Annotated in this window: 15 protein-coding genes and 1 pseudogene; 7 read left to right on the forward strand and 9 right to left on the reverse strand. The window is 71.4% G+C overall.

Annotated features, from left to right (window positions below):
- Window positions 1-9: 9 nt before the first annotated feature.
- From H9Y04_RS18540 to H9Y04_RS18575, 8 genes and pseudogenes are all read right to left on the reverse strand, one after another.
- Window positions 10-2,583, reverse strand: coding sequence for a bifunctional serine/threonine protein kinase/MFS transporter (locus H9Y04_RS18540; RefSeq protein ID WP_187814976.1), 2,574 nt, complete (start codon window positions 2,581-2,583; stop codon window positions 10-12).
- 79 nt (window positions 2,584-2,662) lie between these two features.
- A complete protein-coding gene (locus tag H9Y04_RS46165) occupies window positions 2,663-4,555 on the reverse strand; it encodes a serine/threonine-protein kinase (RefSeq protein ID WP_236070963.1) in 1,893 nt (630 codons plus the stop codon).
- Window positions 4,556-4,603: 48 nt separating this feature from the next.
- Window positions 4,604-4,702 (reverse strand): annotated as a pseudogene (locus H9Y04_RS18550) (DUF397 domain-containing protein); the annotation flags it as partial.
- Window positions 4,699-4,983: a Scr1 family TA system antitoxin-like transcriptional regulator gene (locus H9Y04_RS18555; protein ID WP_187814978.1), complete on the reverse strand. Its 285-nt coding sequence runs from the start codon at window positions 4,981-4,983 to the stop codon at window positions 4,699-4,701. The gene H9Y04_RS18555 and the pseudogene H9Y04_RS18550, both read right to left, overlap by 4 nt.
- Window positions 4,984-5,168: 185 nt before the next feature.
- The gene (locus tag H9Y04_RS18560; RefSeq protein ID WP_187815128.1) at window positions 5,169-6,722 is read right to left on the reverse strand and encodes a substrate-binding domain-containing protein; all 1,554 of its coding nucleotides are present in this window, start codon (window positions 6,720-6,722) and stop codon (window positions 5,169-5,171) included.
- 168 nt (window positions 6,723-6,890) lie between these two features.
- The gene (locus tag H9Y04_RS18565) at window positions 6,891-8,840 is read right to left on the reverse strand and encodes a serine/threonine-protein kinase (RefSeq protein ID WP_187814979.1); all 1,950 of its coding nucleotides are present in this window, start codon (window positions 8,838-8,840) and stop codon (window positions 6,891-6,893) included.
- Window positions 8,841-8,905: 65 nt separating this feature from the next.
- Window positions 8,906-9,352 (reverse strand): MarR family winged helix-turn-helix transcriptional regulator, encoded by a 447-nt coding sequence (locus H9Y04_RS18570; protein WP_187814980.1) that lies wholly within the window; start codon window positions 9,350-9,352, stop codon window positions 8,906-8,908.
- Entirely contained in the window at window positions 9,349-9,999 is a 651-nt protein-coding gene (locus H9Y04_RS18575) for a DJ-1/PfpI family protein (RefSeq protein ID WP_187814981.1), read from the reverse strand. Before H9Y04_RS18575 ends, H9Y04_RS18570 begins: the two co-directional genes overlap by 4 nt.
- 180 nt (window positions 10,000-10,179) lie before the next feature.
- On the opposite strand from H9Y04_RS18575, the gene H9Y04_RS18580 reads away from it, so the two are divergent.
- The 7 genes from H9Y04_RS18580 (at window position 10,180) to H9Y04_RS18610 (ending at window position 19,477) form a co-directional block, all read left to right on the forward strand.
- The gene (locus H9Y04_RS18580; protein ID WP_187814982.1) at window positions 10,180-11,544 is read left to right on the forward strand and encodes an aspartate aminotransferase family protein; all 1,365 of its coding nucleotides are present in this window, start codon (window positions 10,180-10,182) and stop codon (window positions 11,542-11,544) included.
- Window positions 11,545-11,926: 382 nt separating this feature from the next.
- Window positions 11,927-13,657, forward strand: a complete 1,731-nt coding sequence (locus tag H9Y04_RS18585) for an ABC transporter permease (RefSeq protein ID WP_187814983.1) — start codon at window positions 11,927-11,929, stop codon at window positions 13,655-13,657.
- A 34-nt stretch (window positions 13,658-13,691) separates the two neighbouring features.
- Window positions 13,692-15,035, forward strand: a complete 1,344-nt coding sequence (locus H9Y04_RS18590) for an ABC transporter ATP-binding protein (protein WP_187814984.1) — start codon at window positions 13,692-13,694, stop codon at window positions 15,033-15,035.
- 66 nt (window positions 15,036-15,101) lie between these two features.
- Window positions 15,102-15,872 carry a hypothetical protein gene (locus H9Y04_RS18595; protein ID WP_187814985.1) on the forward strand — a complete coding sequence of 257 codons (771 nt, stop codon included), beginning with the start codon at window positions 15,102-15,104 and terminating at the stop codon, window positions 15,870-15,872.
- Window positions 15,873-15,889: 17 nt separating this feature from the next.
- On the forward strand, window positions 15,890-16,333 hold the full coding sequence (locus H9Y04_RS18600) for an ArsR/SmtB family transcription factor (RefSeq protein WP_187814986.1): 444 nt from the start codon (window positions 15,890-15,892) through the stop codon (window positions 16,331-16,333).
- A 63-nt stretch (window positions 16,334-16,396) separates the two neighbouring features.
- Window positions 16,397-17,059 carry a GntR family transcriptional regulator gene (locus tag H9Y04_RS18605; protein ID WP_187814987.1) on the forward strand — a complete coding sequence of 221 codons (663 nt, stop codon included), beginning with the start codon at window positions 16,397-16,399 and terminating at the stop codon, window positions 17,057-17,059.
- Between the two features lie 12 nt (window positions 17,060-17,071).
- A complete protein-coding gene (locus tag H9Y04_RS18610; protein WP_187814988.1) occupies window positions 17,072-19,477 on the forward strand; it encodes a dolichyl-phosphate beta-glucosyltransferase in 2,406 nt (801 codons plus the stop codon).
- A gap of 12 nt (window positions 19,478-19,489) precedes the next feature.
- Here the strand turns inward: H9Y04_RS18610 and H9Y04_RS18615 are convergent, their stop codons facing one another.
- Window positions 19,490-20,140, reverse strand: coding sequence for a putative DNA-mimic protein (locus tag H9Y04_RS18615; RefSeq protein WP_187814989.1), 651 nt, complete (start codon window positions 20,138-20,140; stop codon window positions 19,490-19,492).
- Between the last annotated feature and the right edge of the window lie 8 nt (window positions 20,141-20,148).

The raw sequence follows: 20,148 nt of genomic DNA on the forward strand, positions 1-20,148 counted from the left end.
TCCGGTCCCTCAGCTCCGGGACCGCACAGGCTCCGCCGCGTCGCTCCGCGCGGTGACCAGCAGGCCCGTCAGGGCGCCGAGCACCATGACGCCGGCCGAGATGTGCAGGGCCTTGCCGTAGGAGTCCGTCAGGTACTGGGCGAATTGGTCCCGGCCGAAGGAAATCCCGTCGGCGAGAAAGCCGCTCACCAGCGCGATGCCGAGGCCCAGACCGAGATCCCGCGCCGTGAGCGCGACCGCCGCGCCGCCCGCCGTGTCCTGCGGCCCGAGACCGCCGGTGGCAGCGGTGAACAGCGGGGCGAGTGCGAGCCCGAGGCCGAGACCGGACAGCACCAGGCTCGGCAGGATGCCGACGCCGTACGAGCCCGACGGCGTGAAGTTCCCGAGCAGGAACAGGCCGAGCGCCGCAAGGAGCAGTCCCGGCACGATGAGCCCGCTCGGCGCGACACGGACCTGCAGCCGGGGCGCGACCAGGAGACCGCCCAGAGCCGCCGCACCGACCAGAGGCAGCAGGAAGACACCGGTCTGCAGCGGAGAAGACCCCTGGACCTCCCGTAGATACGTGGCGGCTGACGGGAGCAGTGACGCCGCCGCGCCGCTCGCGAGCAGCAGGGTGAGCAGCGCGCCCTTGCGGCTGGGGTCGCGCAGCGCGTACGAGGGCAGGAGTGCGGAGGCCGACCGGGTCTGAGTCCACAGGAAGGCGAGCAACAGCACGCCACCGAGGGCGATTCCGCCCAGCGGGACGGCGGTCCATCCGCCCACCGAGACCTGGTCGAAGGCGAGGGCGAAGACGGACATGGCGAGCGTGCCGAGCAGCACGCCCGGCAGATCGAACCGGGCGCCCCGGCGCAGCGGCAGATCGTATACGGCCTTCGCGGCGACGATCAGCAGGACCAAGGCGAGTGCGGCGAAGGCGTACCGGGTCAGCCGCCAGGTGAACAACTCCTGGATGCTGCCGGCCGCGAGCCACCCGAGCGCCCCGCCGCCGGCCACGACCATGGCGTACACGCCGAAGGCGCGGGCGCGCTCGCCCGGTGCGGTGAAGTGCGCCGACACAAGCCCGAGGGCCGCCGACGAGACGAGCGCGGCACCCGTGCCGAGGAGCGCGTGGGCGCCGATCAGCATCCCGGCGCCGGGCGCGGTCGCGGTCAGCGCGGAGGCTCCGGCCAACGCGCTCAGGCCGCTGATCAGCAGCGGCTTGCGGCCGACGAGGTCCGCGATGTGCCCGGCGGGGAGCAGCAAGGAGGCGGAGGTGAGCGTGTACGCGAAGAACATCCAGCGGCCGGCGTCTCCGGAGAGGCCGACGTCGGCGTAGAGCTCCGTGTACGTCGCGCTCGTGAGCGCTATGTCGAGCAGGACGAGGAGCTGTGCGAGCGCGGCGACCACGAGCGCAGCCCAGCGCCGTGGGTGCGCGCCCGGCACGGCGGCCGGGGTGAGGGGTGCGGGCGGCACGGGGAACGGTGGTCCGTACCCCTGAGGTGGAGCCCCGAACCCCTGGGGCGCCGAGCCCGCGTGGGCCGTCGGCGTGTAGCCGGGCGGCGGGGGCAACGGCCCGGCGTCCGCATCATGTTGGGGGATTCCGGGGGAGCCCTGTGGGCCCGGGGTCGTGGGACCGGCCTGCGGTCCGGGCGTAGCGGGACCGCCCGGCGCCCCAGTGCTGCCCGGCCACCCCGGTGCCCGCGTCTCCGGCGCAAAATCCAGCAACTGCGCCGCATGCCGCCCCAGTTGCGCAAGCACCGCCCCCGGCAGCCACTCGTCCGCCCCCATCACGGCCGTCCGCTCCATGATCTGCGCGGGCGTGGGCCGCTGCGACGGATCCTTGGCCAGACATTCCCGTACGAGCGGAAGAAGTGAATCCGGTACGCCCGCAAGATCGGGCTCCTCCTCCGCGATACGGAACAGATGCGCGTTCAGGCCCGTCGTCCCCGCGCCGAACAGCATCCGGCCCGTGGCCGCGTACACGAGCACCGCGCCCAGGCAGAACACATCGCTCGCCGGAGTGAGTTCGAGACCGCGCACCTGCTCCGGCGACATGAAGCCGGGCGATCCGATCAGCATCCCCGTATGCGTGAGCAGACTGTCCGCGGTGAGGCTGTCCATCGCGCGCGCGATGCCGAAGTCGATCACGCGCGGGCCGTCCACCGTCACCAGGACGTTGGAGGGCTTCAGGTCGCGGTGGATCAGGCCCGCCGCGTGCACGGCGGTCAGCGCCTCGGCGAGCCGGTGCGCCAGGACCCGCACCGATGCCTCCGGCAGCGGGCCGAAGTCCTTGGCGACCACGGAGGTGAGATCGGGACCCGGGATGTACTGCGTGGCCACCCACGGCACCTGGGCATCCGTATCGGCGTCGAGCACCGCCGCTGTCCACGCACCGCCGACCCGCCGCGCCGCCGCCACCTCGCGCGCGAACCGCCGCCGGAACTCCTGGTGCGCGGCATGCTCCGCCTGCACCACCTTCACGGCCACGGTCCGGCCCGCTTCCGAGCGGCCGAGATACACCAGGCCCATGCCGCCGGCGCCGAGCCGGGCGATCAGACGGTAGGGGCCGATGTGGGTCGGGTCTTCCGTGATCAGCTGGTCCACAGAAAGGAAGGTAGACCAGGTGGCTGCGTCAAGAACCCTTGTTGCAGGGACAGTTCAGAGCACGGGGCCGCGGAACCGCTCACTCCGCCCGCACCAGCTCCGCCGGTTCGCTCCCAAGACCCCGCCAGTCCTCGACGAGCAGCTTGCCGCCCGCGTACGGCGTGACGCGCTCGCTGCCCCGGGCCCCGCAGTCGCCGCCGCTCGGCTTGGACGAAGGCCCGTACACCAAGCCCTTGTCCACCGAGGCGAGCACCTGGGTGGTCGTGCACGCGGTGCCGTAGCGCTTGTCGACGACGGTGATACGGGCCGTGCCGACCGCCCCCGCCTCGATCGTGAACCAGATCTTGTTGCGGTTGCCCTCCAGGTCGAGGGCCTGCCATTCGCCGACGTACGAGGAGGGGACGGACGTGCCGGCGCGACTCAGGCGCACGCTGCCCGCGGAGCTCTTGAGGTCGAGGACGTCGGCCGAGCCGATGGTCAGCGACATCTCGGTCGGGAACGCGCACTTGGCGGGATTGCGCTGCAACGGCACGTCCCCGCCGTTCAGTTCCAGGGTGGAGGCGTCGGCGGAGACGGCCACCGACTTCCGTACGCACATCCAGTCGTTGCCGACGTCCACGGACGTCGCGACCGTATCGCCCTCGCCGCCCGCGCCGATGTCGAGCCGCAGGATGCCGCCCCCGCCCGGGAGTTCACCCTCCCAGCCGCCGATGAACCCCTCGGCGACCTTGCCGCTTTCCCCGCCGCCGCCACCGCCGGAGGCGCCGCCCTTGCCGGACCCGGAGGCGGACGGATCCGGCGACTTCTTTCCCTTGTCCTTGTCCTTCTCGCCGGACTTGGACGGCGTCGGCGAGGGCGTGCCCGTCCCGCCGGGGGACTGGGTGACGCCTCCCGCGCCCTTGGCGTTCGTCCGCTCCCCGCCGTCGCCGGGATTCAGCACGTACGCGAGGGAAGCCACCGCGCACACGGCGAGCACGGCACCGGTCGCGACGAGCGCGGTCCGCTTCTTCCTGGGCGCCCGCGTGCGGGCGGGCTCCTGGGTGGGGGCGGGCTCCTGCGGGCGGGGCGGTGCCTCCGCCGAGAGGAGCGCCGACGCGTGCTGGGCCAGCAGCGCGAGCACCGGCTCGGGCAGCCAGGGGCCCAGCGGGGCCGGGTTGGTGAGCTCCAACAGCCGTTCTGCGTCCGGCCGTTCAGCGGGCTCCTTGATCAGACACTCCCGTACGAGACCGAGCAGCCCCTCCGGTACGCCCTCCAGATCGGGCTCCTCGAACGCCACCCGGAACATCAGCGCGTGCGCCCCGCTGTCCGCGCCCTCGAAGGGCCCGCGCCCGGTGGCCGCGAACACCAGCGCGCACCCGAGCGAGAACACATCGCTCGCCGGCGTGAGCCGCTCGCCACGCACCTGCTCGGGGCTCATGAACCCGGGTGAGCCGAGCACGGCGCCCGTCTGCGTCAGGTTGCCGCCCGTGACGGTGTCCAGGGCGCGGGCGACACCGAAGTCGATGACGCGCGGGCCGTCGGCGGTCACGAGAATGTTGGACGGCTTGAGGTCCCGGTGGATCAGGCCGGCGTCGTGGATGGTGCGCAGGGCCTGGGCGAGATGGTGCGCGAGGGTGCGCAGGGAGTCCTCGGGCAGAGGCCCGAACTCCCTTGCCACCAGCGCCTGGAGCGACATCCCGGCGATGTAGCCGGTGGCCACCCATGGCACGGCGGCGTCCGTGTCGGCGTCGATGACGGGCGCGGTCCACTCCCCGCTGACCCGCCGCGCGGCGGTCACCTCGCGCGCGAACCGCTCACGGAACTCGGCCTGCCGCGCGAGCTCACCGTGCACCAGCTTGAGCGCGACGGTCCGCCCACCGTCGGCCCGGGCGAGATACACCCGCCCCATGCCCCCGCTGCCGAGCCGCCCGATCAGGGTGTACGGGCCGACACGGGCCGGCTCGTCCGGGGTCATCGCTTCGAGGCCGTCCATGGGCTACTTGGCCCAGCCGAGGAAGGCTGCCCAGGACGGGGCGGGGAGTGTGTGGCTCGACTTGTGCCAGTCGTAGCCGACCTCGACGCACTCGCCTCCGGCGTCGCTGCTGTAGGTCGACTTGAACCATTGCAGTGCGCTGCTCATTGCTGCTCTCCTGCCAACCGCTCGATGAGGCCCAGCGATTCGTCAGGGCTCAGGGCCTGTGCGCGGATCTTCGCATAGCGCTGGGCCAGTTGGGACACCTTGGTCCGATTGCTCACGAGGTTGCTCTCGTCCTCGACCTCCATAGAGACGACGTGGTCGTGGTCCTTGGTTTCGCCCGCCTTCATCGGGCCCCGGTCACCGGCGTACGAACCGCGCGGGCCGCGGTCGAGGGGCAGGACCTGAACGGTGACGTTGAACCGCTGCGCGGCAGCACGTCCCACCGCACCTGGCCGCAGGGCGTCACCCGCCTGACCGCGGGCCCGGGCCACGTCTCGTACGTCCCGGTCCCGTCCGCCAACGGCCCGACCGCCCCACTCACTTGGCTGATCTACCCCACGTCACCGGATCGCTTCGTCCACGTACTGCTGCTGAGGAGTGCGCTGTCCGACTGGGATGCGCAGGGGTCTCAGGAGCCGCAGACCTTCAGGCCCTCCGGCGTATAGCAGGGCAGATGCCCATGCGTACGGACCACGTCCTGGCCCGAGCCGCGCATTGCGTAGTTGAGGAAGGAGGAGGCCAGGGAGTCCGCCGGGGGGCGGCCGTAGGTGTGGGCGTATTCGATTTCGCGGAAGGGGTATGGGGAGCGGGCGATGTCGTCGAGGGTCGGGGCGTGGCCGTCGAGGGAGAGGTGGTGGGCGCCCTTGGGGGCGGTGCCCGTGCGGAGTTCGCTGTAGCCGATCGCGCCCGGGATGTCGGCGACCGTGGCCAGGACCTGGTCGGTGGAGTCGAGTTCGCAGCGGAAGACCTTCGCGCGCCCGTCGTCCTTCTGGTGGCAGTCCGAGGACGAGGCCGCCGGTTCGAAGCCCCGCAGGATGCGGCGCTGGAAGACGCCGCGTGTACCGGAGTTGGAGTTGCGGCTGACCAGGACGACCGGCAGGTCGGGGCCGCCGAGCCGGGACCAGTTGCGGATCTCGCCGCGGTACAGGCGGCGGAGGTCGGTGACGGACAGGTTCTTCAGGGCCACCTTGTCGTTCAGGACCATGGCGAAGGCCGTGACCGCGACCCGGTTCTCGGTGAGCTTGGTGTCGGGGGAGGACGGGGGGCCGTCCGCGAAGGTCACGACGGCCGGCGAGCCGGTCTTCTGCTCCGCCCCGGCCTCCTTGAGCTCGGCGATGCCCGCCGCGCTGCCGCGGGCGTCGACCGTGATCTCCGAACCTGGGCAGTCCTGCTCGTACTTGGCCGCGAGCTCGTCCGCCACCGGCTTGAACGCCGTCGAGCCCACGACCTTGAGCGAGCCCTTCTCGCAGCCGATGGGCGGGGGCGTCTCGCCCCGCACCATGACCAGCGTGGAGAGCGTGACGACGCAGACCGTGAGCAGGACGGTGAGGAGGCGGGCCGGGCGGCTGAACAGGGGCGGGGTGTCGTCCACGGTGGTGGACTGGGTCTCCACCACATCGCCGCCGGCCAGATCGCCGATCATGTGGATCGGGCTGCCCGTCGCACCGCCGCCGAGGAGTACGAGCAGTTTGAAGTGCCGGCGCGAGTTGAGCGGGACGCGGGGCAGGTAGAGGCGGCTGCCCTCGTGGCGCAGCGTCCCCGGCTGCTGGGGCGGAGCGCCCGGCGGCCGCGAGAAGTAGCCGAGCAGGTGGGAGCCGCCCTGCGGCAGCGATACCGCTATGCCGCGCACGGTCCGGTTCTCGAACTCGACGATCAGGCCGTCAGGGCCGCCGCTGTCGTAGTCGGTCGCCGCGATGGCCTGTGAGCCGTTGTTCTCGAAGCGGAGGAGGACGAGGGTGGCGTCCGCCATGTCGCCGGCGCCGTCGAAGTCGAACAGCCCCTGCCGTACGTTGGGCTGCCCGGCCGCTCCGTCGCTGCCGATCGGCGAGTCCAGCTGGACGCGGTAGCCGAGCCGTTTGCGCCGCGGCACGCGCCGCTCGTACCAGAGGACGCCGATGGAGGCGAGCACACCGAGGACGGCGGTACCGACGGCGATGAGGTTCTCGGCGCTCAGCCACTCCATGCTGCTGCTCTGCTCTCGGCTCCTCGTGCGTGCGTACACGCGCCCGTACGTACGGATGGACGGGCTCATACCGTACGAGCGCGGGGGCGCGTGCAGGGGCGCAGGTCAGGAGCTTCGGCTGAAGTTCTTCTGGCGTTCAACAAGCCTGGTGTGCAAGGGAGTTCAGCGTCATCCGGTACGTGTGTACGTGAGCGGCTCGCCGCCGCTGCCGATCAGCTCGCGCGAGAGGTGGTTGTCGTCCGTCAGGCGCAGCTCGCTGGTCTCGCCCGGTTTGCACTCCGTGGCCTTGCCGAATGTGACCTCGGACGGGCTGAGCACCAGGACGTTGTCCGTGGACTGAGCGGACTGCAGGGTCGCAGTCCAACGGCAGTCGTGGGTGGGGCCCTTGCCCGTCAGGCTCATGACCGTGTCGCCCTGGTTGCCCTGCTGGATTCTCAGCACACGGGTGTTGGTGCCGCCGCCCGACTCGAACTCGGCCTCCCACGTGCCCAGGAACTCCTGGGGGATCTCGCCTTCGCCCGACGGCGACGGGGTGGTCGGTGCCTGCGAGGGGCTCGGCGATTCCGTGGTCGGCGGCGGGGTGCTCGTGTCCGAAGTGCCCTGTGTCGTGGTGACGGTGGGGTTCGGGGAGCCGCGGTCCTTGCGGTTGCCCTCTTCGCCCTTCATCACGGCGTACACCGTCCCGCCGGCCCCGATCGCCACGATCACGGCCACGGCGACGAGGAACACGGTGGCCCGGCCGTTGCGGCGCGCTGGGGCCGGGGGTCCGTAGGGCGGGGTGCCGCCGCGACCGCCCGAGTCCCAGCCGTTGTGCGGCGCGAAGTGCATTCCGGGTGGTGTGGGCTGCGCGGCGCCACCCGGGTACGGGTGACCCTGAGGGGCCGGCTGCGGATATCCGTACGCGGGGGCATGGCCGTGCGGCGGCGGTGGGGTGGTGTGCGCGGGGGAGCCCGGAGGGGGTGTGGCGCCCTGGGGCGGAGGCGCGGCGTTCTGCCCGACGATCACGGTCGGGAGATGGTCGACGCCCGCATCGCCGGGGGCGCCGGGGGCGGGTGGGGATGCGGGAGGCACCTGGCCGGGCGTGGGTGAAGCCGCGTCGGCCGCTCCGGCCGGGCCACCCGCTCCGGCCGGGCCCGGGCCGCCCGCTCCGACCAGGCCACCCGCTCCGGCCGGACCCGCCTCGCCCCCCGCCCGCTCCTCCGGGTCCTCCGAATCCAGCAACTCCACGGCATGCCGCCCCAGTTGGGCTACCAGCATCCCCGGCAGCCAGGGTTCGAGGCTCCGCCCGCCGCTCACCGTGTCCTCGGCGCCGGCCTGTTCGAGCACCTGGTCGAGGGTGGGCCGGGTGGCCGAGTCCTTGCGCAGGCAGGCGGCGATCAAGTCGTGGAGGCGCTCGGGAAGTTCGGAGAGATCGGGGTCCTCCTGGGCGATACGGAACATCAGGGCGTGCACCCCGCTGCTCTCACTGCCGAACGGCAGCACCCCGGTCGCCGCGTACGCGAGCACCGAGCCGAGGCAGAACACATCGCAGGCCGGTGTGATCCGGTCGCCGCGCACCTGCTCAGGCGCCATGAATCCGGGCGAACCGATCAGCGCGCCGGTCCGGGTGAGCCCGCCGTCGGTGACCGTCTCCAGGGCACGCGCGATACCGAAGTCGATGACGCGCGGACCGTCGATCGTCACCAGGACGTTGGAGGGCTTGAGGTCGCGGTGGATCAGACCGGCGGCATGGATGTCCTTGAGCGCGTACGCCAGTCCCGCGGCCAGGACCCGCACCGAGCGTTCGGGCAGCGGACCGTGCTCGACGGCGACGACCTGCTGCAGCGAGGGGCCCGCGACATACCCGGTGGCGACCCAGGGGATCGCGGCCTCGGTGTCGGCATCGAGCACGGGCGCCGTCCACTGGCCGCCGACCCGCCGCGCGGCCTGCACCTCCTGCCGGAAGCGCGCCCTGAACTCCTCCTGCTCCGCGAGCTCCTGGCGCACCAGCTTGACCGCGACCGTGCGCCCGCGCTCCGAACGGGCCAGATACACCTGCCCCATCCCGCCCGCGCCGAGCCGGCCGAGCAGCCGATAGGCCCCGATCCTCTGCGGATCGCCCGCCCCGAGTGACTCCATGGCCGCCGCCCTCCCCCGTACCGGCCCGACAAGTCGAGGATAGTGCGGGGAAGTTGAGGTCTCTGCTACTGCTTCGCAACGCTTTCCAATGCTTTGGACAAGCGGTCGAGCACCGCGGCGGTTTCGGCGAAGGCCTCCGGGCCCAGTTCGGCGGCGAGTGCGGCCGCGAACTCCGCATGGCCCGGCTCGAGCTTCGCGATCGCCGCCCGCCCCTCGGCGGTCGGGGCGAGCAGCTTCGCGCGGCGGTGCGCGGGGTTCGGCTCGTATGCGGCGAGTCCCTTGTCCACGAGCAGATCCGCGATCCGCTGCACGCTCTGCCGGGTGATGCCCATGGTGCGGGCGATCGCGGCGACGGGCAGCGGTTCGTGCAGTACGGCCCCGAGGACCTGCCACCACGCGGCGGTCAGGCCCCCGGGAGCGGCCAACTTCTCGCTGATCGCGAGGAATTGGCCGTTCAGCCGGAAGACGCCGAGGGCGGTCCGGCTCAGCACATCCTGTTCGGCGCGGCTCATCCCTGGGCCGGCTGCTGCGATTCCTGTTCGGCCGGCTGCTGCGACTCCTGCTCGGCCGCCTGCAGGACCTCGTACGCGGAGGCATCCGAGTCGTGGAACAGTCGGTACCACGCGTCGAGCACCTCGCCCTCGTACACCTTGAGCAGCGCGAACACCTCGCGCGCGAAGGCGACGGGCTCGGTCGGACCGGCCGTGATCAGGACGCCGTCGGTGACCGCGTCCGTCTCCACGTACCGCTCGCCGCCCTTGTAGCCGGTGGCGTCCAGATAGAAGGAGACGGCACTGGTGTGCGCCCGGTCGTCGAGCAGCCCCTCACGGGCGAGCCCGGCGGTCGCCCCGCAGATCGCGGCGACGGGCACACCCGCGTCGAGGAACTCCCGCGCCTTGCGCGCGAAGGGCGCGAGGTCGTCTCCGCTGTCCCAGAGGTCGGCTCCGGTCAGGATGAGGAGCGAGCTGTCCTCGGGCTTCAGGTCCGCGAGGGCCATGTCGGGCAGGATCCGCAGCCCACCCATGGTGGTGACGGGCTCGGCGTTCGGCGCCACCGTCCGCGTCTCGAATCCGGCCCCTACGAGACCGGTGGTCGCGTGTCCCGTCTCCCAGTCGGCGAACGTGTCGTAGACGGCGATGTGCACGGGCTTGCGGTTCATGGCTGCCTCCCGGTGGTGACGGCTCCCTGCCGGTCACTTGACAGTATCTTGTCGTAATGACAGTACGCTGTCAATAGAGTGCCGGGGCCGCATTGGGTCGACGCCCTGTCGAGACACACCCCCCGACCCCGGACAGGACGCCGATGGAATGTCCGTATCGCGGACACTTACCCTCCCCCCATGACCCCTCACGAAGCTGCTGACCTCGCGAAAGGCGCAGCCGTCAAGGCCGCCGACCGCGCGCATGTGTTCCACTCCTGGTCCGCCCAGGAGCTCATCGACCCGCTCGCCGTGGCCGGAGCCGAGGGCGTGCACTTCTGGGACTACGAGGGCAACAAGTACCTCGACTTCACCAGCGCGCTCGTCTACACGAACATCGGCTACCAGCACCCCAAGGTCGTCGCCGCGATCCAGGAGCAGGCGGCCACGATGACCACCTTCGCGCCGGCCTTCGCGGTCGAGGCGCGCTCCGAGGCCGCACGCCGCATCGCCGAGCGCACGCCCGGCGACCTGGACAAGATCTTCTTCACCAACGGCGGCGCCGAGGCCGTCGAGCACGCGGCCCGGATGGCCCGTCTGCACACCGGCCGCCCGAAGATCCTGAGCGCCTACCGCTCGTACCACGGCGCGACCGCGCAGGCGATCAACCTGACCGGGGATCCCCGGCGTTGGGCCTCCGACAACGGCTCGTCCGGCGTCGTGCGCTTCTGGGCGCCCTTCCTCTACCGCTCGCCCTTCTACGCCGAGACCGAGGAGCAGGAGTGCGCCCGCGCGCTGCAGCACCTCGAGGACACCATCGCGTTCGAGGGCCCGCAGTCGATCGCCGCGATCATCCTGGAGACCGTGCCGGGCACGGCCGGGATCATGGTGCCGCCGCCGGGCTATCTGCCGGGCGTACGGGAGATCTGCGACCGGTACGGCATCGTGCTCGTCTTCGACGAGGTCATGGCCGGGTTCGGCCGCACCGGCAAGTGGTTCGCCGCCGACCACTTCGACGTCGCGCCCGACCTGCTGACCTTCGCCAAGGGTGTCACCTCCGGATACGTGCCGCTGGGCGGCGTGGCCATCAGCGGGGCCATCGCGGAGACCTTCGCGCGCAGGCCGTACCCGGGCGGACTCACCTACTCGGGCCACCCGCTCGCGTGCGCCGCCGCCGTCGCGACGATCGACGTGATGGAGGAGGAGGGCATCGTCCAGCACGCCGCGAAGATCGGTGCGGAGGTGATCGGCCCGGAGCTGCACGCGCTCGCCGAGCGCCACCCGTCGGTCGGCGAGGTGCGCGGGCTCGGCGTCTTCTGGGCCCTGGAGCTCGTACGCAACCGTGAGACGCGCGAGCCGCTCGTGCCGTACAACGCGACGGGTGCGGACGCCGCGCCCATGGGCGCGTTCGCGGCGGCGTGCAAGAAGGAGGGCCTGTGGCCCTTCGTCAACATGAACCGTACGCACGTGGTCCCGGCCTGCACGATCACCGAGGCCGAGGCCAAGGAGGGCCTGGCGGCCCTGGACGTGGCGCTGTCGGTGGCGGACGAGTACGTCACCGGCTGAGCCGCCGGACATTCCGCGAACACCGGGGCGCCCCCGCACGGGCGCCCCGGTGTTCTATTTGCATAAACGCGCAAGTATCTGCCATCCTGCCTTGGGCCGCACGCCTGGGCTCCGGCCCGCCGGCCCCGTACGTATCCCCGCGAGATCTCGCGACGCAGGAGAGTGAGGAGGCAGTCATGAGTGACGACGACGCGCACAGTACGAACTGCCTCCACGGCACCCGCTGACCCCCGCCGCCCCTGGGATCCGTATGTCCTCTGCAAGGGTGGCCCGCGCCACCCTCATCGTGGCGATTTCTCCGCATTCATCCCGACCCGTGGTCCGCTGAACCCTGCGCGCGCACAGCGCCCGGCTACGCAGCGGTCCCACAGGGGGTACACGCATGACCACCATCACCAGCCGCCCGAACGGCCGCGCCGAACGCCGTGGCCTCACCTGGGTCGACTTCGCCGTCGCCGCCGGCGTGCTCGTGCTCGGCTATCTGATCCTCCAGGTCGGCAAGGGCACGACCGTCAACGTCGACCCGGCCGATGTCTCCGGTGTCAACACCGACCCCACCGAGCTGCCGTACTACGCGGCCCGCAGCCTCCTGCGCATGTTCGTCGCGCTCGGCGCCTCGGTCGTCTTCACCTTCGTCTACGCGTACGCCGCGGCCCGCAGCCGCCGCCTGGAGCGCATCCTCATCCCCGCGCTCGACATCCTGCAGTCCGTCCCCGTGCTCGGCTTCCTGACCATCGCGGTCACCGGCTTCATCGCGCTTTTCCCTGGCTCGATGCTCGGCCTCGAACTCGCCTCCATCTTCGCCATCTTCACCTCGCAGGCCTGGAACATGACCTTCGGGTTCTACTCCTCGCTGACCAGCCTGCCGCGTGAACTCGACGAAGTGTCACGGTCGTTCGGCTTCACGAAGTGGATGCGCTTCTGGCGTATCGAACTGCCCTCCGGCGCCATCGACCTCGTCTGGAACGGGATGATGAGCTTCGCCGGCGGCTGGTTCTTCCTCGTCGCCTCCGAGGCCATCAGCGTCGCAAACCACGACTACACGCTGCCGGGCGTCGGTTCGTACGCCGGAGCCGCGATCGGCGACGGCGACCTCGGCAAGGTCGGCTGGGCGATCCTCACCATGGCCATCATGGTGATCTCGGTGAACTTCCTGTTCTGGCGCCCGCTCACGGCCTGGTCGGAGAAGTTCAAGAACGAGCAGTCGGAGGCGGGCGAGGTCCAGCGCTCCTTCGTCCTGGACTTCCTGCGCCGCTCGCACTGGCCCGAACTCCTCGGCCGCTTCCTGGCCCCCGTCCGCGAGGGCATCAACCGCGCGGGCCGGATCTTCGGCCGCGACGACCGCCCTTTGAACGTCGACCCGGCCAAGCGCCGCCTGGGCGACATCCTCTTCGGCGTGGTGGCCACGGGCCTGATCGCGTGGGGCCTGTTCGACCTCCTTCGCTACCTCAGCGACAACGTCGGCCTCGGCGTCTTCGGCGAGCCGCTCGTCCTCGGCCTCGTGACCCTGCTCCGTGTCGTGGTCCTGGTCGCCGTCGCGACCGTCATCTGGGTGCCGATCGGCGTGAAGATCGGCTTCTCGCCGCGGCTCGCGAAGATCGCCCAGCCGATCGTCCAGGTCCTGGCGAGCTTCCCGGCCAACTTCCTCTTCCCGCTGGCCATGTGGTTCTTCCTGCGCACCGGCCTCGACATCAACATCGGCTGCATCTTCCTGATGGCGCTCGGCGCCCAGTGGTACATCCTCTTCAACACCATCGCGGGCGCCATGGCCATCCCCTCCGACCTCAAGGAGGCGATGGACGACCTGGGCGTGCACGGCTGGCAGCGCTGGAAGCGCCTCATCCTGCCGGGCATCTTCCCCTCGTACGTCACCGGCGGCATCACCGCGTCGGGCGGTGCCTGGAACGCCTCGATCGTCTCCGAGGTCGTCACCTTCTCCGGTACGACGCTGAGCGCCACCGGACTCGGCGCGTACATCTTCAAGGCCACCGAGGACGGCGACTTCCCGCGCCTGCTCGCCGGTGTCGCGGTGATGAGCCTGTACGTCGTGGCCCTCAACCGCCTGTTCTGGCGCCGTCTTTACCGCCTGGCGGAGACCCGCTACAGCCTTTGATCTTCCTTCTGCTCAACGACCCCGAGGAGGGGCCATGACCACCGCAACCCCCACCCGCGACGTACTGCTCGCCGCTCGCGATGTCACCAAGTCCTACGCCGGCGCCGACGGCGAACTGCCCGTGCTCGGCGGGATCGACCTGGAGATCCACGAGGGCGAGATCGTCGCCCTGCTCGGCAAGTCGGGATCCGGCAAGTCCACGCTCCTGCGCTGTCTGGCCGGCCTGATCCCGGCGAGCTCCGGCTCCGTCACGTACAAGGGGGAAGAGCTGCACGGCGCCAACCCCGGTACGGCGATGGTCTTCCAGACCTTCGCGCTCCTTCCCTGGCTGACCGTCCAGCAGAACGTCGAACTCGGCCTGGAGGCCAAGGGAGTCGGCGCCAAGGAGCGCGCCGAGGCCGCCGTCCAGGCCATCGACCTCATCGGCCTCGACGGCTTCGAGTCCGCGTATCCGAAGGAGCTCTCCGGCGGTATGCGCCAGCGCGTCGGCTTCGCCCGCGCCCTGGTCGTCGAGCCGGACGTCCTGATGATGGACGAGCCCTTCTCGGCGCTCGACGTGCTGACCGCCGAGAACCTGCGCGGCGAGCTGATGGAGCTGTGGGAGTCCGGCCAGTTCCCGACCAAGGCGATCGTCCTCGTCACGCACAACATCGAGGAGGCCGTCCTGATGGCCGACCGCGTCGTGGTGCTCGGCTCCCGCCCGTACGGCACGATCCGCGAGACCTTCGACGTCTCGCTCGTGCGGCCGCGCGACCGCCAGTCCGCCGAGTTCGAGCAGGTCGTGGACGCCGTCTACCAGGTCATGACCGGCCGTACGAAGGACAGCCCCAAGCTCTCCGAGCCGGCCCCGGCCAAGCGCACCCCGGCCACCACCCCGCTGCCCGCCGCATCCGTCGACGGCCTCTCCGGACTCGCCGAGCTCCTCGCGCAGTACGAGGGCGGCGCCTGCGAACTCGCCGATCTGGCCGATGACTTGGGCCTTGAGGTCGACGACATGCTGCCGCAGGTCGACGCGCTCGAACTGCTCGGTCTCGCCGAGGTCCAGGCCGGCGACCTGCGGCTCACCGAGCGGGGCGCGGTATTCGCCCGGGCGGACGTCCAGGCCTCGAAGAAGCTCTTCGCCGAAGCGGCCCTGGAGGCGGCCCCGCTGGTGCATGTCATCACCTCGACGCTGCTCCGCTCGGTCGAGGGCGTCCAACGTGCCGGCTTCTTCCGGGACTTGCTCGCCCACCACTACACCAGCGAGCAGATCGACCAGCAGCTGGACACGGCCACGGACTGGGGCCGGTACGCCGAGCTGTTCTCGTACAACGCGGACTCGGAGGAGTACCGGCTCGACGAGGAAGCCCAGTTGAGGGTGGCTCCCGCGGTTGAGTAGGGAACGGGCCGTTCCTGAGTACACGTACTCAGGGACGGCCCGCCGCCCGGCACAAGACTGACGGGCATGAGAAGACTTCCGGTCCTGGTCATGGTGGCGGCGGGCGCGCTGGCGCTCGGGGCGTGCGGTACGCAGAGCGCGGGCTCCTCGCGTACGGAGGGGGCGGCGGCGAAGCCGAAGGCGTCGGCCTCGGCTCCGGCGGCGGGGGACTCGATGCAGGACGTGGTGGACGCGTTCACGATCCCCGAGGCGTTGCTCACGATCGAGAAGGACTGCAGCAGCGACGAGCAGCTGAAGCAGCTGCAGGAGTACCTGGACGCGCTGGAGGACCTGAAGTCCCTGCCGCAGGACTCCCGGCCGCAGGACGGTGGCGCACCGCCCACCGGCCCCGAGGGCGGCGAGGAGCCCCCGGCGGCCCCGGTCCCGCTGCCGGACGGCCAGGGGAGCGAGGCTCCGAACCCGGAGGACTTCGGGCCGCCGCAGAAGGGGGAGCCCGAGCAGTGGGAGAAGGACGCCGAGCAGCGTGACAAGTGCGTCTTCGACGCCCACACCGAGCGCGTCAGCAAGGCGCTGAAGTCCCGCGCCGGCCTGACCCCGGACGCGGTCGCGAACTCACTCGCGGACCTCGGCTACCCGGCCAAGCGCGTCCTCGCGCCCGCGGAGAAGAACGGCGCGATCCAGTTCACCGTGGACCTGAGCGTCCCGTTCGGCCCGCGCTGCCTGTCGATGGGCGTCGCCGAGGGCAAGGTCGCGGCGGTCCCGCACCACGACTACCTGGCGGGCGACGGGATCCCCGAGTCCGAGGAGCGGTGCGTGCAGCGCAAGGTGGTGCCGTAACCCCGTACCCTGTTTGCGTGGAGACGCAAGAAGAGCACCCCGATGTGGCCCGGGCCGTGGCCGTCCTGAAGGCCGTGGCCGATCCGACCAGGTTCACCATCCTGTGGGATCTGACGCAGGGCGAGCGGCCCGTCGGACAGCTCGCCGAGCTGACCGGCGCGCACGTGGCCGCCGTCTCCCAGCACCTGGCCCGGCTGCGCACCGCGGGCCTGGTCAGCTCGCGCCGCGAGGGCACCCGGATCTACTACCGGGCCGCCGGGGACCACGTCCGTGCGCTGCTCGAGGACGCGTTCCTGACCGCACGGGCTCTGGGCGAGGAGACCCCCGCGGAGGCGGCGGCGACCGCGAAGTCCCGTACGGCGAAAGCGCCCGCCGAAGCCGCCGCGAAGACCCCCGCCCGCACCCGTAAGGCCCCGGTCCGCAGGAACGCGGCCGCACCCCGCCCGGCACCGGGCGCGTAAGGTGACCGCGCACCCCTAGACACGGGTGCGCAGACAGCGTCACCCCGGGGAGGGAAGTCCACGATGAGCACTGCGGTCACCCGCAGCACGCTGCGCCAGCAGATCGCGGACGCGCTGCGTGACGAAGTGCTCGCGGGGCGGCTCGCGCCCGGCCAGGAGTTCACCGTCAAGGAGATCGCCGAGCAGTACGGGGTCTCCGCGACGCCCGTGCGCGAGGCCCTCGTCGACCTCTCCGCGCAGGGCCTGCTCGACAGCGCACAGCACCGCGGCTTCAAGGTCCACGAGTACTCCGTGGCCGACTACCACGGCATGGTCGAGGCCCGCGCCCTCGTCGCCGAGGCCATCTTCCGCGGGATCGCCGAGCGCGGGATCATCAGGCCCGAGGACGGCTTCCTCTCGGTCCGCCGCCGCGCCGAGGAGTCGGCCCGCGCCGCCACCAGCGGCGACCTCAACGTCCTGATCGGCTACGACCTGCGGTTCTGGCGCGAGCTGAGCGCGCTGTTCGGGAACGCCTATCTGACCGACTTCCTGCACCGCCTGCGCGTCCAGGCCTGGGTCTTCGCCGTCCCGCTGCTCCGCGCGGCGGGACCGCTCGAAGGCCGCCTGTGGAGCGGGCACACCGAGCTCGTGGACGCGGTCGGCCGGCGTGACGCCGCGGGTGCGCGCGAGATCATCACCGCGTACAACAAGCACTCGCTCGACCTCGTCGACAAGCTGGTGGGGTGAGCACCGTTGGCCATGGAGCTGACGGTCGTCGTCCCCGCCTACAACGAACAGGACAGGCTGCGGCCCACCCTGGACGCGATCACCGCCCACCTCGGCGAAAGCCGTTCCTGGGAACTGATCGTCGTGGACGACGGCTCGACCGATGACACCCGCCGTATAGCGCTCGAAGCATCCATAGCCGAGCCGCGCATCCGCGTCCTGCCCGGCGACACCAACCACGGCAAGGGCCACGCCCTGCGCCGCGGGGTCGCCGCATCGCGCGGCGGGCGCGTGCTGATCACCGACGCCGATCTCGCCGCCCCGATCGGCGAGATCGACCGCCTCGACAAGGCGCTGGCCGACGGCCACGCCGCCGCGATCGGCTCCCGCGCCGCCGACGGCGCCCGGATCGAGAAGCACCAGCATCCGCTGCGCGAGACCCTCGGCCGGGCCGGCAATCTCCTCATCCGGATGCTCGCGGTGCCCGGCATCCGCGACACCCAGTGCGGCTTCAAGCTCTTCGACGGCGAGCGCGCCCGCGCCGCCTTCGCGGCCTCCCGGCTCGACGGCTGGGCGATCGACGTCGAGGTGCTGCAGTTCTTCCGACGTCATCACCTGCCCGTGGCGGAGGTCCCGGTGCGCTGGTCCCACCAGGACGGCTCGAAGGTACGCGCCCGCGACTACCTCGCCACGCTGCGCGAGCTCACCGTGCTCAAGGCACGCTCCCTGGACCGCGGTTCGCTCGCGGTGCTCGGCCTCTACCTGCTCGCGTCCGTGCTGCTCTACTCCCGCCGCTGGATCGACCCCGACGGCCGCTATCTGCCGGACGCGCTGCAGGACCAGAACCAGTGGGAGTGGTTCTTCGACGTCACCGCGCACAACGTCCTGAATCTGCAGAACCCCCTGTTCACGGACCTGCAGGGCTTCCCCGACGGCGTGAACCTGATGGCGAACACGGTGATGCTGGGGCTCTCCGTCCCCTTCACGCCCGTCACGGCGCTCTTCGGCCCGGCCCTCTCGCTCCAGCTCGTGATGACGCTCGGCCTCGCCGCGACCGCGTACGCCTGGTACTGGCTGATCCGCCGCCATGTGGCCCGCGGGCACGTACCCGCGGCGATCGGCGGCGCGCTCGCGGCCTTCGCGCCCCCGATGATCAGCCACGCCCACGGGCACCCCAACTTCATCGTGCTCTTCATGATCCCGCTGATCATCGACCGGGCTCTACGGCTTGTCGGCGGCGAGCAGGTCGTACGGGACGGGGTCGTGCTCGGCCTGTTCGCCGCGTACCAGATCTTCCTCGGCGAGGAGCCGCTGCTGCTCGCCGTGATGGGGCTGCTGCTCTTCGCCGCGGGCTACTCGCTCGTACGACGGGACGTCTTCGCCGCCGCCTGGCGGCCCGTGCTGCGGGGCCTCGGCATCGCGGCGGCCGTGAGCGTGCCGATCGTGGCGTTCCCGCTGTGGTGGCAGTTCTTCGGGCCGCAGAGCTACTCGGGCGTCATGCACCCGCCCAACACCGCGAACAGCCCGCTCGCCCTGGTCTCCTTCGCCGAGCGCTCGCTCGCCGGCGACCGCGAGAACTCCCAGTCCCTCGCGATGAACATCACCGAGCAGAACGCCTTCTACGGCTGGCCGCTCGCCGCCCTCTCGGTCGGCATCGTGGTCCGCCTGTGGGACCGCGCCCTGGTCAAGGCGCTGGCCTTCACCGGCGTCGGGGCGGCGCTGCTCTCGATGGGCCCGCGCTTCGACCTCCCGGGTACGGCGATCACCGTCACCGGGCCGTGGCGCCTGTTCGCCAACCAGCCCCTGCTCTCGGCGGTCATCGAGTCCCGGCTCGCGATGATCTGCGCGCCGGTGCTGGGCATGCTCATCGCGCTGGCCCTGACCCGGCTCGGCGCGGCCCGCCGCTCGCACCGCCGCATCGGATACGCGGCGGTCGCGGTGGCCCTGATCCCGATCCTGCCGCTGCCGCTGAAGGCGGTGGACCGGGTCCCGGTCCCCGAGTTCATCGCCAAGGGCACGTACCGCACGTATGTCGGCCCGGGCGAGACCCTGGTCCCGGTGCCGCTGCCGGACCCGGCGGTCGCCGAGCCCCTGCACTGGCAGACGGCCGCCGACCTCGGCTTCAAGCTGCCCGGCGGCTACTTCAACGGTCCCTGGGGCCCCGAGCGCCAGGGCATCTACGGAGCGGTCCCGCGCCACACCTCCAACCTCCTCGGGGAGGTACGCGGCACCGGCAAGGCCCCCGTGCTGGGCGAGGCCTGGCAGCAGCAGGCCCGCGAGGACCTCGCGTACTGGAAGGCCGGCGCCCTGGTCCTCGCCCCGCAGCACCACGACCAGGCGCTGCGGGAGACGGTGACCCAGCTGCTCGGCGGGCAGCAGCCGGAGTTCGTGGACGGGGTGTGGGTGTGGGACCTGCCGCCGGTGGGCTCCGGGGCGTGACGCCCGCGGGCGTCAGCTGAAGACGATCATCGATCCCTGACCGAGGCTGCGGGTCGCGGCCGCGTGCAGGCCGAGCCAGACATGCCGCTCCCGCGCGAAGGGGCTTGCGTCGAACGGCGCGGGCGCCGCGGGCTCCTCCAGCTCCGTGGGACCCGGCGGCGGCGCGGGCGCGGCCGGCGGCGCGGCCGGATCGATCCCGATCACGGGAGCCACGAACTCCAGCTCCCTGAGCAGCCCCTGCGCGGAGCCCAACGGACCGCCGGACTCCAGGAGTTCATCGCTCACCAGCGGCGCCTGGAAGTCGACCGGGACATAGGCGCCCGCATGGTCGAAATGCCACACCAGATGCGACTGCTGCGCGGTCGCCTCGAACATCTCCAGCAACTGCTCGTAGTCCCCGCCGAGTTCGTCGACCGGGGTCACGGCGAGCCCGCACAGCTGCAGCAGATAGGCGCGCCGCAGGAAGTGCAGCGCGTCGTAGTCGAACCCGGCGACCGGGGCCACGTCACCACTCAGGCCGGGCATGTACGAGAACACCGGTACCGGTGGCAATCCCGCCTCGGCAAGGACCTTGTCGTAGAGAGCGAGCTCTTCGGAGAAGGGGTTGTCGGGGCTGTGGCACAGCACGTCGACGAGGGGGACCAGCCACAGGTCACAGGCCAAGAGACGCT

The sequence above is a fragment of the Streptomyces polyasparticus genome (assembly GCF_014493765.1).
GTDB lineage: Bacteria > Actinomycetota > Actinomycetes > Streptomycetales > Streptomycetaceae > Streptomyces > Streptomyces polyasparticus.

Excerpts from the sequence above, each read along its gene's own strand:
- H9Y04_RS18560 (WP_187815128.1), bottom strand. The coding sequence starts at position 6,722 with ATGGAGTGGCTGAGCGCCGAGAACCTCATCGCCGTCGGTACCGCCGTC.
- H9Y04_RS18610 (WP_187814988.1), top strand. The coding sequence starts at position 17,072 with ATGGAGCTGACGGTCGTCGTCCCCGCCTACAACGAACAGGACAGGCTG.
- H9Y04_RS18580 (WP_187814982.1), top strand. The coding sequence starts at position 10,180 with ATGACCCCTCACGAAGCTGCTGACCTCGCGAAAGGCGCAGCCGTCAAG.
- H9Y04_RS18565 (WP_187814979.1), bottom strand. The coding sequence starts at position 8,840 with ATGGAGTCACTCGGGGCGGGCGATCCGCAGAGGATCGGGGCCTATCGG.
- H9Y04_RS46165 (WP_236070963.1), bottom strand. The coding sequence starts at position 4,555 with ATGGACGGCCTCGAAGCGATGACCCCGGACGAGCCGGCCCGTGTCGGC.
- H9Y04_RS18575 (WP_187814981.1), bottom strand. The coding sequence starts at position 9,999 with ATGAACCGCAAGCCCGTGCACATCGCCGTCTACGACACGTTCGCCGAC.
- H9Y04_RS18570 (WP_187814980.1), bottom strand. The coding sequence starts at position 9,352 with ATGAGCCGCGCCGAACAGGATGTGCTGAGCCGGACCGCCCTCGGCGTC.
- H9Y04_RS18590 (WP_187814984.1), top strand. The coding sequence starts at position 13,692 with ATGACCACCGCAACCCCCACCCGCGACGTACTGCTCGCCGCTCGCGAT.
- H9Y04_RS18605 (WP_187814987.1), top strand. The coding sequence starts at position 16,397 with ATGAGCACTGCGGTCACCCGCAGCACGCTGCGCCAGCAGATCGCGGAC.
- H9Y04_RS18595 (WP_187814985.1), top strand. The coding sequence starts at position 15,102 with ATGAGAAGACTTCCGGTCCTGGTCATGGTGGCGGCGGGCGCGCTGGCG.
- H9Y04_RS18585 (WP_187814983.1), top strand. The coding sequence starts at position 11,927 with ATGACCACCATCACCAGCCGCCCGAACGGCCGCGCCGAACGCCGTGGC.